Origin of the sequence: Pseudoalteromonas sp. P1-9 (genome assembly GCF_001399975.1) — a bacterium.
Taxonomy (GTDB): domain Bacteria; phylum Pseudomonadota; class Gammaproteobacteria; order Enterobacterales; family Alteromonadaceae; genus Pseudoalteromonas.
Genome location: NZ_LKBD01000046.1, coordinates 1 through 15,569, shown reverse-complemented (window position 1 = coordinate 15,569; position 15,569 = coordinate 1). Strand labels below are relative to the sequence as shown.

At 39.1% G+C, this 15,569-nt stretch carries 19 protein-coding genes; 13 read left to right on the top strand and 6 right to left on the bottom strand.

What is annotated here, in order from left to right:
- The first annotated feature begins 8 nt into the window (after positions 1–8).
- Positions 9–1,847: a protein kinase domain-containing protein gene (locus tag AN214_RS19475; protein WP_054981235.1), complete on the top strand. Its 1,839-nt coding sequence runs from the start codon at positions 9–11 to the stop codon at positions 1,845–1,847.
- Between the two features lie 426 nt (positions 1,848–2,273).
- Positions 2,274–2,444: a ribosome modulation factor gene (rmf, locus tag AN214_RS19470; protein WP_010560105.1), complete on the top strand. Its 171-nt coding sequence runs from the start codon at positions 2,274–2,276 to the stop codon at positions 2,442–2,444.
- 55 nt (positions 2,445–2,499) lie between these two features.
- Here rmf and fabA read toward each other — a convergent pair whose 3' ends face one another.
- On the bottom strand, positions 2,500–3,015 hold the full coding sequence (gene fabA, locus AN214_RS19465; protein ID WP_010560104.1) for a 3-hydroxyacyl-[acyl-carrier-protein] dehydratase FabA: 516 nt from the start codon (positions 3,013–3,015) through the stop codon (positions 2,500–2,502).
- 146 nt (positions 3,016–3,161) lie between these two features.
- Between fabA and AN214_RS19460 the strand changes: the two genes are divergently transcribed.
- From AN214_RS19460 to AN214_RS19445, 4 genes are all read left to right on the top strand, one after another.
- Positions 3,162–4,016, top strand: coding sequence for a 6-carboxytetrahydropterin synthase (locus AN214_RS19460; RefSeq protein WP_054981234.1), 855 nt, complete (start codon positions 3,162–3,164; stop codon positions 4,014–4,016).
- Positions 4,009–4,824: a M23 family metallopeptidase gene (locus AN214_RS19455; RefSeq protein WP_054981233.1), complete on the top strand. Its 816-nt coding sequence runs from the start codon at positions 4,009–4,011 to the stop codon at positions 4,822–4,824. The genes AN214_RS19460 and AN214_RS19455 overlap by 8 nt, the downstream gene beginning before the upstream one ends.
- A gap of 2 nt (positions 4,825–4,826) precedes the next feature.
- Positions 4,827–5,249, top strand: coding sequence for an acyl-CoA thioesterase (locus AN214_RS19450; RefSeq protein ID WP_054981232.1), 423 nt, complete (start codon positions 4,827–4,829; stop codon positions 5,247–5,249).
- Between the two features lie 77 nt (positions 5,250–5,326).
- Complete coding sequence (locus tag AN214_RS19445) at positions 5,327–5,758, top strand: DUF962 domain-containing protein (protein WP_054981231.1); 432 nt, start codon at positions 5,327–5,329, stop codon at positions 5,756–5,758.
- Positions 5,759–5,780: 22 nt separating this feature from the next.
- On the opposite strand, the gene AN214_RS19440 is transcribed toward AN214_RS19445, so the two are convergent.
- From AN214_RS19440 to AN214_RS19420, 5 genes are all read right to left on the bottom strand, one after another.
- A complete protein-coding gene (locus AN214_RS19440) occupies positions 5,781–7,100 on the bottom strand; it encodes a Na+/H+ antiporter family protein (RefSeq protein WP_054981230.1) in 1,320 nt (439 codons plus the stop codon).
- Positions 7,097–9,043 carry a DUF3488 and transglutaminase-like domain-containing protein gene (locus AN214_RS19435; protein WP_054981229.1) on the bottom strand — a complete coding sequence of 649 codons (1,947 nt, stop codon included), beginning with the start codon at positions 9,041–9,043 and terminating at the stop codon, positions 7,097–7,099. The genes AN214_RS19440 and AN214_RS19435 overlap by 4 nt, the downstream gene beginning before the upstream one ends.
- Positions 9,036–9,986 carry a DUF58 domain-containing protein gene (locus tag AN214_RS19430; RefSeq protein ID WP_054981228.1) on the bottom strand — a complete coding sequence of 317 codons (951 nt, stop codon included), beginning with the start codon at positions 9,984–9,986 and terminating at the stop codon, positions 9,036–9,038. Before AN214_RS19430 ends, AN214_RS19435 begins: the two co-directional genes overlap by 8 nt.
- Before the next feature lie 27 nt (positions 9,987–10,013).
- The gene (locus tag AN214_RS19425) at positions 10,014–10,919 is read right to left on the bottom strand and encodes a MoxR family ATPase (RefSeq protein WP_054981227.1); all 906 of its coding nucleotides are present in this window, start codon (positions 10,917–10,919) and stop codon (positions 10,014–10,016) included.
- A gap of 124 nt (positions 10,920–11,043) precedes the next feature.
- Positions 11,044–11,385: a hypothetical protein gene (locus tag AN214_RS19420; protein ID WP_054981226.1), complete on the bottom strand. Its 342-nt coding sequence runs from the start codon at positions 11,383–11,385 to the stop codon at positions 11,044–11,046.
- Between the two features lie 160 nt (positions 11,386–11,545).
- Here AN214_RS19420 and AN214_RS19415 point away from each other — a divergent pair, with 160 nt between their 5' ends.
- The 7 genes from AN214_RS19415 (at position 11,546) to AN214_RS19385 (ending at position 15,498) form a co-directional block, all read left to right on the top strand.
- Positions 11,546–12,148: a 3'-5' exonuclease gene (locus AN214_RS19415; protein ID WP_054981225.1), complete on the top strand. Its 603-nt coding sequence runs from the start codon at positions 11,546–11,548 to the stop codon at positions 12,146–12,148.
- A gap of 3 nt (positions 12,149–12,151) precedes the next feature.
- On the top strand, positions 12,152–12,352 hold the full coding sequence (locus AN214_RS19410; RefSeq protein ID WP_054981224.1) for a hypothetical protein: 201 nt from the start codon (positions 12,152–12,154) through the stop codon (positions 12,350–12,352).
- The gene (locus tag AN214_RS19405) at positions 12,352–13,731 is read left to right on the top strand and encodes a replication initiation factor domain-containing protein (protein WP_054981223.1); all 1,380 of its coding nucleotides are present in this window, start codon (positions 12,352–12,354) and stop codon (positions 13,729–13,731) included. The genes AN214_RS19410 and AN214_RS19405 overlap by 1 nt, the downstream gene beginning before the upstream one ends.
- On the top strand, positions 13,722–14,039 hold the full coding sequence (locus AN214_RS19400; protein ID WP_054981222.1) for a hypothetical protein: 318 nt from the start codon (positions 13,722–13,724) through the stop codon (positions 14,037–14,039). Before AN214_RS19405 ends, AN214_RS19400 begins: the two co-directional genes overlap by 10 nt.
- A 2-nt stretch (positions 14,040–14,041) precedes the next feature.
- The gene (locus AN214_RS19395) at positions 14,042–14,281 is read left to right on the top strand and encodes a hypothetical protein (protein WP_054981221.1); all 240 of its coding nucleotides are present in this window, start codon (positions 14,042–14,044) and stop codon (positions 14,279–14,281) included.
- A gap of 35 nt (positions 14,282–14,316) precedes the next feature.
- The gene (locus AN214_RS19390) at positions 14,317–14,553 is read left to right on the top strand and encodes a hypothetical protein (protein ID WP_054981220.1); all 237 of its coding nucleotides are present in this window, start codon (positions 14,317–14,319) and stop codon (positions 14,551–14,553) included.
- Positions 14,554–14,673: 120 nt separating this feature from the next.
- Positions 14,674–15,498, top strand: a complete 825-nt coding sequence (locus AN214_RS19385) for a hypothetical protein (RefSeq protein WP_054981219.1) — start codon at positions 14,674–14,676, stop codon at positions 15,496–15,498.
- Positions 15,499–15,569 lie beyond the last annotated feature (71 nt).

Below are 15,569 nucleotides of genomic sequence, written 5' to 3'. Positions count from 1 at the left end.
TTCCTTTCATGTCTAAAGCCATTCGTAATTTTTATATCAATGAAGAGCAATCTATTTATTTGCTTTCGCACATTGATGCTAAAAAACATAAGCAATGGCTGAAAATTTGCGAGAAGCAGCTTGAAAAACTTGGCTACCATAACGTTAAAGTAATTGGCTCAGGCGCATTTGGTTTTGTTTTTGTTGGCACCAATACTCAAGGTAAAGAATGCGTATTTAAGTTTTCACGTATTACACTTGCACAAAGTGTACGTGATCGCCTAGAAGATGAAGGCTATATGCTTTCTCAGGTAAGAAATCCCATGGTGCCCGAATTTTATGCCTTTGAGCGCATAAAAAAGCAGGGCATTTTAATGATGGCTTACGCTAAAGGCGATAACCTAGAACAAGTGAGCTTAAAGCATGGCCGCGTGTCAGTGCCTTTTTTGGTAAACCTAGGTCTTGAGCTTCGCAATATATTGCTGGCCCTTCGTAATCATAAAACAGGCTTTACTGAGCAACCTATAGTGCATGGTGATATTAAACCTTCTAATATTGTGTGGGATGAAAACACTAACCAGTTTTCATTAGTTGATTGGGGCTCAAGTGTGTTTGCCCAAGAAGACGGTTTTGGTAATCCAGTGGCAACCAATATGATGGATTTAATGAGTCACGACGCCAATTATTCAAATGCACGCATGGGTGATGTTTATTTTATTGGTGATGAGCAGATGTCGGGCGCTAAATCCTCGCCGCGTTTTGACGAGCAGGGCGTTGCATCGACGCTTTATGCGTTAGCGTCTGCGCAATCATGTCGGTTCGGTAATCTTGTGCTTCCAGCGAAAAGCTTAGGCTTGCCGATTGAGTTTGCCAATATAATCGATGGCATGCTAAGTAAAGATAAAACAACTCGTGATTTATCTGGCGATTATTTTATTAAAAACATGCCGAAAATAGCAAAAAGCTATCTGCCGGACTTACCCCTTCATAAAGACAAAGCACTTATTCCGTTTTGGCATCATCCCTTTGATGATAAGCCTGATACCGTAGTGTATAGCTCACGAAAACAATTTTTACGCCAAGCCGACCATGAAAAACAACTCGCAAAAGTTGAAGATGCTCAGCTTGACCGCTACTACAAAGAGTTTTTAGTTGATATGGGCGATACTGAAAAAGCGTTTTTAGCGTCTATTTCACGTTTAGCAAAATACCCAGTAGTGGGGGGCCTAAGCTATCAATGGCGTGAAGATAATTTGTATGTTGAATCTAACCTAGTATTGCACGATGAGTCATATCGCTCAGCCTTTACTCAAGCGGTAAATAACACGATTCGCATTGCTCAAGGTATTAAGCAAAAAGGGTTATTTAAATGTTGTTTATTCGATGCAAGGCAAACCATTCAGCTTGAGCGCGACCAAGAAGGGGCACTTATTTTCGATGAAATGCCTACCTTGCATTATTCTGTCTCTGAAATGCCTGATACCGAAATAGTGAGACCACACAGCTACTTTGAAGATGGTAAAGATCCAGACGAACAACTGACCTTACCTAATGAAATATTAAAAGCGGTATTTGGCTTAAACCAAATTCACCATACAGGTTGTATTATTATTGAATCCTTGCCTGAACGTATCAAAGTGCATTATTACTATCGCTTGTTAGAACCTAGCAAAAAGGGTCTATTCGAAAATCTGCTAAACCGCATTATGGCAAACATCGTACGTATTAAAGATCATGGTGTTGCGGGCTTTATGAAGTTGCCGTATAAAAACACTCGAGAGTTTTCTCTTTGTGATCAACACCCTAGCTTTTACTATCCGAAAAACCCAAAACTATTCGTTGAAAATCAAATAGATAGACGTAATTAATAAAGTTCAAAAATTGTTTTGAAAAAAACAAAAATAAAAATATTTATTCGCTTATTGCAACATCATTAAAAAATAATTTTCCTATTTACACAAAACTGCATTGATTTCCTAAATATGCAATTAAATCTTCATACATTTGTCATGTTTATTCTATCTAACATGTTTTCTATGTTTGATCTAACCTTATAAATATGGTTTTCTAGACATGTGGCTTACGTAGCCTGTTCACTTACTCATAATGTAAAAAGGAGCAACTTAAATCTATGTAGAGCACTTCCATTTGTTGGCTAAAAATTGCTAACAAGGAAATGTTAAACACCATAACCGTAACGTGGAATCGTTACGAATTTTTTTAAGTTATTGGTTAAGGGCCTTTGCCCAACTTCAACATCCAATTAGTTTAATAAGAAGGTGAGGACATTACCTATGAAGAGACAAAAAAGAGATCGTTTAGAAAGAGCACATTCTCAAGGTTACAAAGCAGGCCTAGCAGGTCGTTCCAAAGAAATGTGTCCGTATGACAATATTGACCCAAGATCTCAATGGCTCGGTGGATGGCGAGAAGCGATGGAAGATCGCACAATGTTTAAATCATAGTTTTAGGAGACGACGCCCACATAAAGTGGGCGTTTTTGTATCTGCTCGTTTTAAATTAGAACGCGCTAGTATCTTGGAAAAGGCCTACTTTTAAATCTTTTGCTTCATAAATTACGCGGCCATCAACTTCTACTGTGCCATCTGCAAGACCCATAAATAATTTACGCTTGATCACACGTTTCATATTTAAACGATACGTCACTTTTTTAGCGGTTGGTAAGATTTGGCCTGTAAATTTAACTTCGCCAACACCTAATGCACGGCCAAGACCTGGACCACCAGACCAACCTAAGAAAAAGCCCACTAACTGCCACATAGCGTCTAGACCTAAACAACCAGGCATTACTGGGTCACCTTTAAAGTGACAGTCGAAAAACCACAGGCTAGGGTCGATATCAAGTTCTGCAATGATTTCGCCTTTACCGTATTCACCGCCCTCATCGGCGATTTTAATGATGCGGTCCATCATTAGCATATTATCTGAAGGAAGGCGGCAATTGCCTTCACCAAACATTTCACCGCGACCACATGCTTCTAATTCGGCTTTGCTATAACTGTTTTTCTGTTCCATAACTTCTTTCTTCGTAAATTTTTCCGGCTACTTTAGCTTACACTTGTACGCCAAACAACTCCGAACAGTTGAATTCCAACAATTTGCTACTAATAGCCACGTTATCCCTTTATAATTACAGCATTGTTAAAAAGCACAGTTTATCTATGATTTTATTTGTAAAAGACCTAACCGTTATTGATTTTTCTTACCTTTGTAATGACCGCGGCCCGTTGGGTGAAAGTTGGATTGTCGACCTTGAAATGCATGGCGATTTAAATGACGAGTCAATGGTGCTTGATTTTTCGCTGGTTAAAAAACAAGTAAAGCGCATTATAGATGATGTTATTGATCATAAATTAGCGATTGCAACACAAGGCGATGCAGTTATTGCGAAAGCCGGTGAACAAACCAATGTGAGTTTTAGCTTTGGCGAACATCAGCTTGCAGTCAGTTCGCCTCATCAAGCGTTTTGTTTAATTGATACAGATAAAATTAATGAAACCAGTGTTAAAGGCTTTTTAGAACAAACGATATTGCCGCAATTGCCTAATAACGTGAGTAAAATCGTGCTGAATTTAAGACCAGAACACACCAATGGGTTTTACTATCACTATAGTCACGGCTTAAAAAAGCACGATGGCAATTGCCAACGTATTATTCACGGTCATCGCAGTACCATTGAAATTGAAGAAAATGGCATGCGCAGCCCAAGGCTAAACAAACTCTGGTGCCAAAAATGGCAAGATATTTACCTTGTAAGTGCAGAGGATCGTATCAACGCAGACGAGCTTAAGTTTGTAGCGCCAATTGAAAATGGTGTTCACTCGGCCTACAACGCATCACAAGGGTATTTTGAGCTAAGCATTAGTGAAGCGGTTACCGATATTTTACCGGTTGATTCAACCGTTGAGTGCATTGCACAGCATGTTGTACAAACATTAAAAAATGATAACCCAGAGAACTCTTATCGCGTTGCCGCATATGAAGGTGTCGGCAAAGGAGCTATTGCATATGCTTAAAAAACTGTTTGCATTAAGTCTTTTTATTATAAGTTCAGCACAAGCACTAGAGCTAAAAGGGCATTTAACCCAAGGAGGCTTAGTAACGGGTCATATAGAAAACGCTAAGCAGGTTAAGCTAAACGATAAGCCGCTTGCGATTACCCCTGGTGGCCACTTTGTTTTTGGTTTTGGTCGAGATGAAACATTAACACACACACTTTCTTGGCAAACTGCTGATGGCAGCTGGAAAACGCAACCGCTCGTAATAACCAAGCGTGATTACGACATTGATAAAATTACTGGTGTAGAAAAGAAATATGTTTCTCCGCCAAAATCGGTGCTTACTCGCACTAAAAAAGAAGCAAAAGCAGTTAAAGAGGCACGCAACACCTTCTCTCATCGAGAAAATTTTTTATCGCCGCTTTATCGCCCTGCAACCGGACGTATTTCTGGCGTGTATGGTAGTCAGCGTTATTTCAATGGTACCCCTAAACGTCCACACTTTGGGTTAGATATTGCCAACAAAACAGGCACACCTGTTTATGCACCAGTTTCAGGTAAAGTTGTATTTGCCAATAAAGACTTATACTACTCAGGTGGTACGCTTATTCTTGACCATGGTTATGGCGTAACCACAACCTATATTCACCTTCATAAACTGCACGTTAAAGAAGGTCAGGAAGTCAAATTAGGCGATAAAATCGCTGAAATAGGCGCAACGGGACGAGTAACAGGTCCGCATTTAGATTGGCGCTTAAACTGGGGTCAAGTTCGCCTAGATCCCGCACTATTAATGCAAGTTCAGCTTGCGAGTAAACAAAAGTAATCATGACAAAACAAGATATTATTGAACAACGTATTAAAGACTCAATTACCTCTGTAACTAAAACAGTATTTCCAGGTCGTACAAATCATCACAACACCTTATTTGGTGGTGACGCACTAGCGTGGATGGACGAAGTGGCATTTATTGCTGCAACACGTTTTTGTCGTAAGCCTTTAGTAACCATTTCTTCAGATCGCGTTGACTTTAAAGAGGCGATTCCAGCAGGCAGTTTTGCCGAGCTTGTAGCTAAAGTGGTACACGTAGGTAATACCAGTTTGAAAGTAGAGGTAGTTATTTATCTTGAAACTATGCATAAAGATGACAAGCATCAGGCTATTTCAGGTAGTTTTACGTTTGTTGCTGTCGATGCGGAGCATAAACCAACCCCGGTTGTATGTGACAAAATGATAAATGGCTTTGAATAAAATCTAGCGAATTAGCTTTTTATACCTCAGTGTATTATTGTTGTTAGCGTAATTATTCTAATAACACTGAGGTAATTATGAAAACGATTGAACAATGGTTTTCTTTGTATGGTGAAAGCCATCAAAACCCCACCAACATTAAAATCCACAAAGTCGCAGTGCCGCTTATTTATTTCTCTGTCGTAGCGCTAATTAGTGCAATACCTGGGCTAATTGGGCAGGTTATTCTTGGTGCTATCACGCTGGCCGCATTACTTTTTTATTTTGTACTGAGCATGAAACTTGGTGTCGTAATGTCGGTTTTTACTGGGCTTTGTATTTACGTTGCGAGTAGTATTTCCACTTATGTGATTGAAATTGCCATTACTGTATTTGTTGTCGCTTGGATATTTCAATTTGTGGGGCATAAAGTTGAAGGTAAAAAGCCATCATTTTTTGATGACTTGAGCTTTTTACTCATAGGGCCTGCTTGGGTATTTAATCCGATTTTTAGTTTTGATAAAAAGTAAAGGGCCTAACAAGGCCCTTTTTTTACAATACCATTGCAGCAATCCAGCCGAATATTAATAACGGGATGTTAAAGTGAATAAAGGTTGGCATAACCGTATCTCTTATATGGTCGTGTTGATTATCGGCATTGAGACCAGATGTCGGACCTAGGGTTGAATCAGAAGCAGGGGAGCCTGCATCACCTAATGCGCCCGCCGTACCCACTAACGCAGCCGTAGCCATTGGTGAAAAGCCAAGAGTTATGGCAAGTGGCACAATAATCGTCGCCACGATTGGCACAGTGGAAAACGAACTACCGATGCCCATAGTGATCAACAGGCCAATTATTAAAATAAGTGCTGCGGCAAATGCTTTACTATCACCAATTGAACTCGAAATACTTTGCACAAGCGTTGATACTTCATTGGTTTGCTGAATAACAGAGGCAAAGCCTTGGGCTGAGATCATAATAAACCCGATCATCGCCATCATGGCTGCACCTTTGCTGAAAATATCAGACGATTCTTGCCATTTCACAACGCCAAAAATAGTAAAAATAAGTACGCCGATTAAGCCACCTAGAATCATTGAGTTGGTAATGGTTTGCGCGTAAAGAGAAATCACTATCGCAATAAAGCCAACAGCAATCACTTTGCTTTTGTTTTTAGGCAGTTTAATTTCGGAGGTTTGGTTTAACGCTTGATAAGTTCGCTCGTTGCGATAAGTAAAAAACACCGCGATTATCAGCCCAATTAACATGCCAATAGCTGGAATAATCATCGCAAAAGGCACACTAGCAGCGTCAATTTCTAGCGCATTTTTTTCAAGGTTTGTGTGCACAATGTCATACAAAAATATTCCACCAAAGCCGTAAGGCAGCACCATATAGGCGGTTGCCAAACCAAACGTTAAAACGCATGCTATAGCGCGGCGATCGAGTTTTAAATGATCAAAAATAATAAGCAGAGGCGGTATCAAAATTGGAATAAACGCAATATGCACAGGAATTAAGTTTTGTGAACTGATTGATACAAGTAAGATTAAGCTCAACACGCTTGCTTTTATAAAGAGTTGTGAGTATTGAGTTTGTTCACCTTTTATCTGGTTAATTAATTTGTCTGCGACGATATCGGTTAAGCCTGATTTGGCAATAGCAACTGCGAATCCACCAAGCATTGCATAACTTAGTGCGGTTTTGGCGCCACCTTGCAAACCATCATTAAATGCTTGCAGAGTTTGTTCAAGGCCCAGACCTGCAGTTAATCCTGTAGTAATTGCCGCGATAGTCATCGCTACAATTACATTAATACGCAGTAAACTTAAAATCAGCATTACACTAACGCCGAGTACGACTGAGTTCATAATTGTCTCTTATATTTTATTTTATTGACATTACGTTTAAGCATCTTAGTTTGTGCCTTTGTAAGCGTTTTTTCACCATAACGGTGACGACTATAAAGGGTTAAGAAGCTCATTAAATCTGTTTTATTATCAGGGAAATGTTCGCATAATCGTGTTAAAAAATGTGCCACAGTTTCGCCATTTTCACGCGTGAGATTTTTACCTTTCGCAAAGCGCTCTAATGCAATTAAGTAAGCAGCGACTGGGTCGTCAATTTGCGTACGTCGTTGCCATAGTTTTATTACTAAAAAGCTTAACAAAAACAATCCAATTAACGACATCACAATCACTGCTATTTTGAGCGCACTGGTTTCCTTTATAAGATCTTTTAATAACTTATTTTGTGCTTCGTTATCAAAACTCAGCACCCATGCTGTCCATTGATAATCCAATTGTTCGAGATAAAGCCTTAGTTCGTTAAAAACTGCAATATCACTTAACGCTGTTAGACCGATGCCAATATTCTCTTCGAAGTCATCGCGTGTGTTATCTAGTTGGGAGAGTGAACCGTATAGGCGATCAGGTTCGACAAATGCAGTCGCATCAAATTTTACCCAACCTTTTGAAGGTACCCAAACTTCTGTCCACGCGTGAGCATCGTATTGATAAACCGATAAATAATCATTGCTATTGGAAGTTTCTCCTCCTAAGTAGCCCGATACGACACGAGCAGGAATACCCGCTGCACGAAATATAAAGGCGCTGCTACTCGCGTAATGGCCGCAAAAGCCTTGTTTTGCCCCAAACATAAACTCATCAATTGAATTGCTACCATTATAAATTGGTGGCTTTAGCGTATAGCTAAATTGCTGTTGAGTGTAATAGCGTGACAGCAATTGAATAAATTGCCCGGTTGATGTTGATTGTGCTTTTAATTGAGCAGCTAACGCAATGGCTTGTGTATTGATATTTTGTGGTAATGTAAGGTTTAACCGACGTTTACTAGACGTTAAATCGTCAGCAAAGTCTATTTCGGTTATGTCATAGGTAAATTTTTGGTTGTTAGGGTTAACTCGGTATAAACCACCGTCAACTGTAGTTAATATATTACCGGTGCTTGACGAACCTGCATACAAAGTTGGAAGCCAGTTTAATGATGTTTGTTCATGGTAGATTTTAATCTCGCGGCCGCCTTTTTTAAGCGCGCTGTTGCGTAATTTTAAATCCGCTGATTCAACGATATTCCATGAACGACCATCAAACTCTTCATGTATCATAGTACGCCAATAGAAGGGAGCTCTGATTTTTTCTGGCACAACAGCGCGAAATGCGAGTTTGTCTGACTTAGTGAGATCAGAGATATTAAAAGGGTTTACTGATTCAGATAATCCAACTTGCGCGGTAGATAAACTCGGCATTCGCCAAAAGGCTGGCAGTTTTGGTAAAAACAGGAAAAGTACACAGGTTATTGGCAAACTTAGCAGTAACAGTTTAAAAGCACGTGCGCCACTTTGTTTTATGATTTTGCGGTTGGTAAGTAAATACAGCGCGGTGATGTTGAGCAGAAATAGAAACAAAACCAAAAGCGTAACCGGCAGCGAGTGATAAAACAAAAACACGCAGCTTGAAATGAAAAAGTTAACTAACACGATAGATTTGATTTGACGTGGCTTTTCAGCAATCAGCAGTTTCAAACAATTGGCCTGCAATAACATGGCGATAAATAAATTTACAAGCTCACTAATGCCGATTGTTAAGAATAAGGTAAGCGTACATACTAAGGCGAGTACATTACCAACAATAACAGTTGGTGCACTGGCCTTTGTATACGCAATAGCAAATACCCAAATAATTAAAAGTGCAACGGTAGCAACAAATAGTACGGCAAGCTCATCAAATAGTAAGGCGCTAACGAGAGCGATGATTAATGCAGATAAGCTTTTAACGCTTTGATGATTAAACATTGCTTAATTCTTCCAAACATTTGGTCATATGCGGTTTACCCGAACCTAAATTTACTTTAGCTTGAGGTAAAACTAGGCTATATCGTAAATTTTCATTTTCCGCATGGGTTACTAAATAACTTAAATGTTGCAGTTTTTGCTCAAGGTTGCCGGGTACTGTTTGCAAGCTGAATTCGTATTCACTGGTACTGCCTGAAGAAAAGTCCTTAGTTGCGAGTACTTGGTGTTTAGCATAATGCTTCCACGATATGCGATTTACTTTGTCGCCATCAATATAAGGCCTAACACCTTGATAGTTCTCACTAACTGTTGCTTGGTTAGATTGAGATTGGTTGTCTGATTCAATTTCAGCTTGGCTTACTTGGTGAAATGAAAACGACAGTGGAGTGGGGTATACGTACGTTTTTTTCTCGGGAACGAAGTAACTCCAAGTGGTTACAAGACCAAAAGGATAGCGAGAAAACAACTTTAACCGTGGCAAACTATGTAGGCCGCGATTAGCAATATTTATTTGTAATTCTAATTTCTGCGTAGTCTCTTCAATACTATCAATAAACTGGTTACGAATATGATCACCACTAACTTCTAAACTTGTGGTGCCATCTTTATTGACCAATTGAAAATAGGCAAAGTACCCAGTGTGCTGATAACCCGCGATTGTATGAGAAAGTGATACTTTAAGATTATACAGATTGATAAAAGCAACGATAAAATTCACTAAAAGAAACGAAAACATTAAGTAACTAAACATAATTACCAAGTTGTTTTGGTAATTAATACCTAACACATAGACCAAAATATTCGATATCAAATACGCCATGCCAAACTTACTCGGTAAAATATAAATATTCTTATGAGTAAGAGTAATGGATGTTTCGCTGTGCTTACGCTTTTTTAATTGATTGTTAAACCAAACATTTACATGCGATTTTATTGACTGCATAAGACTTATTTTAGTATCGGACATAAATTAAGGGTTAATTTTAACTTTATTTAATAAGTCGTGTGACAAACTATTTGAGGTATTACTGGTTAATCCAAGACGATGTTCCGCAACCGACGGAAATATAGCTTGTACATCATCTGGGGTGACATAATCACGTTGGTGTATAAACGCCCACGCTTTAGCTGCGTTTGCAATCGCGATGGATGCTCGTGGCGATAATGCCATTGGGTAATCAGGGCTATCGCGTGTTTCATTTACTAAATCTAAAATATAATCAGCGACAACTGAAGAAAGCATAACCTCGCTAACGATTTGCTGCATTTCAACTAACAGCTCTGGCGTGAGTAATGCATTAATATCCTTTGCCGCATTATCTATTTCACCAAGAAGAATTGATTTTTCGGAAGCTTTATCTGGATAACCTAAACCGATACGCATTAAAAATCGGTCTAACTGAGACTCTGGCAATGGAAAGGTGCCGGCTTGATGCATTGGGTTTTGTGTTGCAATAACAAAAAAAGGAGATGGAAGTGTGTGACTTTTACCATCGATACTCACTTGTTGTTCTTCCATTGCTTCAAGCAAGGCACTTTGGGTTTTAGGGCCTGCGCGGTTTATTTCATCTGCCAACACAACTTGATTAAATAGAGGGCCTACATGGAAATGAAAAGTTTGCTTGTTTGGATCAAAGATTGTGCTGCCAGTTATGTCTGAGGGTAAAAGATCGCTAGTAAACTGCACGCGCTGATAATTGAGACCAAGAACATTGGATAACGCATGCGCCAAAGAGGTTTTACCCATACCAGGTAAGTCTTCAATTAATAAGTGACCCTTTGCAAGCAAACAACATATTGAGAGTTTAATTTGATGTTGTTTACCTAAGATGACCGAATTTAGTTGTTGTATTATCTGGTCGAGTGTTGTGTTCATTATGCTAATGTTTTAAATAAACTAATAATTCATAACAGCATATAACAAAGAAGTGGCACCAACAAATAAGAAAACAGTATCAAATAACTTTATTTAACATAATATACATTATGGGCTATAAAGGTTAGGCGAAAGTCTCCTGACTTTCTGGTTCTGCTGCAAGCCCTAAACATAGACCCACAATCACACAAGCAGCACTAATCTTTTTTATAACATCTGTCCATACTGCCGATTCTTCTTTTGATTTCGATTTTTCTAATGCTAATTGCAATAAAGCCTCTTTAACATCCATTTCCATCGCTTCGGCAATGTATATCACTTGGTTGGCTGTTAGGTGTCTTTCACCTTTTCTAATTTTAGACAAGTTACCCTGATGTAAGCTTTCAACATCAGACAGTACTTGTTTATCCTGAGTGTAGTCTTTAAATTTTTTATACTTATCAATAAGTTCGCTACTAAAAGCCATAAGTACCTCCTTTATAAATCTATTATAAATACAAAATCTCAAAAATGACATTTTGGAAAATATCACATTTGACATATTGACACATGTCAAAATTGACATTACGCTAAATATCAAAATTGACATGCGGTCATTTCAAGACGGATTTGATAAGGAAATAATTATGAATTTAGCAGCTACACCTAAAGAATTTGATTTATATCGTTCTGATATTGTTGTACTCGACACTGAAACCACAGGCTTAGACGAATACGCCCGTGTATGTGAAATCTCAATTATTGATGGTTCTGGTAATACACTCCTAGATACCCTTATCAATCCAGAAATCGAAATCCCTCAAGATGCTATCGATATTCATGGCATAACAAATCAAATGGTTGCTGATGCACCAACAATTATTGATGTAGGTCTTCAAATCCAAGAGGCACTATCAGGCAAAACACTCTGTATTTATAACTCGGGTTATGATGTTCGCTTGCTTAATCAATCATTTAATGTTCATTTAGATTTTCAGAAACACGTCTGGAATACAGCGTTTGATATTCGCTGCATCATGCAAACTTATGCTGAGTTTTATGGTGAATTAAAGCCTAACTTTGGTGAGCTTAAAGAGTTATATCCAACTCATTCATATCGTTGGCAAAAACTAGTAAACGCCTGTGCTCAACAAAATATTGATACAACTAATTTCACTGCTCACCGCGCACTAGGTGATTGCCAGATGACCTTAGCTCTTATGAATGAATTCATGAATATTCAAGGCTAAGTCATGAAGTTCTACTGGCAAGAAATCCCAAACCAAGACGAATACGGCCTTATGTTTAGCGGCCTAGACACGTATTTATCTTTTTATTCAAAAGCTGAAATGTTGGCTTGGATAATTGATTACCAACAAGGTGTGGAATTTGAGCTAGTAGAAGTTGACGAAAACAATCGCGAAGATTTGTTAATGTCGGGGGCGTTTGACTAATGAAACTAGCGCCTAAACCACAATACCAAAATGTGACTAAGGTTGATTACCTTTCAGTTACCTTTAAACCAGATGAAATCCAACGCCTTAAAACAATGGCTAAATGGCACGTTTCAACGGGTGAATATAAACACTATCGCGAAGCTTACAACGCGCTTATTTGTGCTGAGGTATTCGACGAAAACGGCACAGACGACTTTGATCTTGTTACCGAAACAAAGCGCACTACTGACCGTTTCTATACTGATGAATCCGAAAAAGCTTACAACGATTTATTTGATAACAATAAACGTTACCCAAACAACATGCCTCATGACGAAAAGATGGCACTTTGCAAAGTAATTGTTAAAAAAACACAAAAGTTCAAGGTCTTAGAGAATCTTATTGAAGGTGAACTACAGCACTTCTTAACCCTATTAAATACTGTTGTTGCTACCAAAGCCGACCGTATGAACCCTGATGAACAACCGTGGACTATCCGCCATAACCAAAGCGGTATGTTTTCTTATGACCATTCAGCAACTCTTTACCGTCACGGGGTAAATAGCGGCATTGTAGCATGGGGCGCAAATAACGCTGGCTGTTTGGTTTCTTTTTCGGGTACTGGCTGTAAAGGCTTAGACCTAACGCTATTACATAAAATGCTTTCAAAAATGCCTCACGCAAAAATTACTCGATTAGACATTGCTTACGATGATTATGAGGGCGAAATTTCCATTGATGATTATTTCAGGCTGTACCAAGAAGGCGGATTTAGCTTAACAAACCAACTACCTAATTGGGGAAAAATTGAAGGCGGTACAGGTAAAAAACTTAGTAAAGAAGAACAAGCCGATTTCAAGAAAAAGCATGGTTGGAATAAAAAATACGACCTCGTATCAAACGCAGGAACAACATGTTATATCGGCTCTCGTTCAAACGGAAAAATGCTACGAGCCTATGAAAAAGGCCGTCAAATGGAATGCGAAACCAATCCTAACTGGGTACGTGCTGAGTTAGAACTGCGCGCAACTGACCGCACTATTCCACTTGATGCACTGATTAACACAGATGCAGTATTTGCTGCGGCCTATCCCGCCCTCGCCTTTGTATCTGAAAAGCGCTTAGTTATCGAAACAACTAAACGTAAAAAAATGGATTCAAGACTTGTCGATATTCGCATCCAACTAGAAGCAACAGAGCAACGTTTATTTAAGTATCACAAACTCGCTTACGGAAAGTGCGTGAACTACATGAAACAAGCGTTACAGCTATCAGATAGCGAAATCGTTAAACAATTAACGAAAGGATTGGCTGTTGATGACATGCCAACCAAGATAAGGCAAACGTTCGTTATGCCACCGAATTTTAACCAACCGGAGAACATCCCATGTCATTAAAAGTTGTTTTATTAGGCGCCACTTTAGGTAGTGGTATCAGCACTAAATCTGGTGCACCAAAACCATATTCAATTGCATCTATTGATTACATTGTACCAGCAAGCAGTTATCACGCTGGTGACCATAACATCGATAAATGCGGCTTTGATAAGAAGTCAGTAAACATGCAACACAGCACCGACCTATTCAATAAGGTTCAAAAGCTTAGCGTTCAACATGGTGTGTGCGAAGTTGACCTAACACTATCGCCAGACCCAGAAAACCCAGCACGTAACATCGTAACTGATATTGCGCTAGCTAAGGACTAATTATGCAATGCGTAACGGTACTACAAGACGGTACTCTACAGGCCAGCACCACAGCTTGTGATTTTGTAATCGTTACGCAAGACGAATACCTAAATTTAGGTATGCAAGGATTAGCGAATTTGCTTACTGAGCTATTCGCTTTTGATTTAGCGACATTCTCAATGATTAATGCATGGTGTTTTGTTGCTTTCATTGTTGGTCATAGTATCGGGCGTGTTGCTCGTGCTATGGGCAAAGTTTAAACATTTAATACTCAATCTTTACAAGGAATTTCATTATGAAATCAAACATTTTAGCACTTAAACAACTCGCTGCTTCTGTATCTAAAAAAGCAGCTTTAGCAACAACTGGCTTGCTTGCTTCATCAGCTGCATTTGCAACTGACCACACAACAACAATCGGTACTGCTGTAACTGATGGTACAGCAAACTATACGGCTGTGATTCTTGGTATTTTAGGCATGTGCGCCGTTGGTTTTGGTGTTGGTTTAATCATCAGCAAACTTAAAAACTAATGGTTACTAGTATTGGCCTTGCTTGTTTCTGTGTATGGGTTTTTACCCAAGGGTTTGTGAGTGGGGTTCACTCTAGTTAATGAAATGGCGGTCATGTACCGCCTTTTTTATCGGTGATTTATGCGCTTTATAACCATACTTTTATCATTAATCAGTTTTACATCATTTGCTAATAACAATAACTATGCTGTCGAACACCTTAAATTGACACATTCAGAGCTAATAGTCGGTCAACCTAAAAACGTATCAACATATTACTGCACATACGAAGCGTTATCACATAACGAAGAATTATCACGTTTATCGTTTCAAGGTCGTCCTGTGGAATGTTTAAGTACGCTCGAATCTTTTACAGTGTCGAATTACCCTGAGCCTCATGGCTCTGATTACATATTTGATACAGATACAACCAATGTTGTGTGTCGTTCTATGAGCTCATGGGGTGACGATGGCGCTGGTACATATCGCTGTACGATTACAAAGCGCTCTCGACATATTAGCGCGCCGAGTACTTCTGTTTTGTATTTCAAGACCAAAACGTTTGAATATGAAGTAAAGATGAATAACCCCATTAATAAGGACGTGCTTTCTTGCCCACCCGAGTCAGACCCTGCATATACTGAGGGGCCAATTAAAAAAGATAATGAAATTGTCGGCCAAGCAACATGGTGCTATAAACCATCAAGCGTTGGCGACCCCAACTCAAAATGCCCTGAACCATCGGCTGATGATATTTTTGTTGCTGGCGTAACAAATGGCTATAAAACACATTGTTTTAACAATCCTGACGGCACGCAATGCCATATCGAAACTGACGAAACAGGCTCTTATTTCATGCCTATTCAATACGCATCTCAAGAAGTCGCTGAATGCAAAGAACCAAACCAAGACCCAAATCCTGACCCAGACCCTACGGACGACCCAGACCCTGAGCCATCCCCATAAATAATTTATAAAAATCAGGCTGATAAAAATAATATGTGGGAACTTTCATAGTGTTTCGCGATCTGATCAAT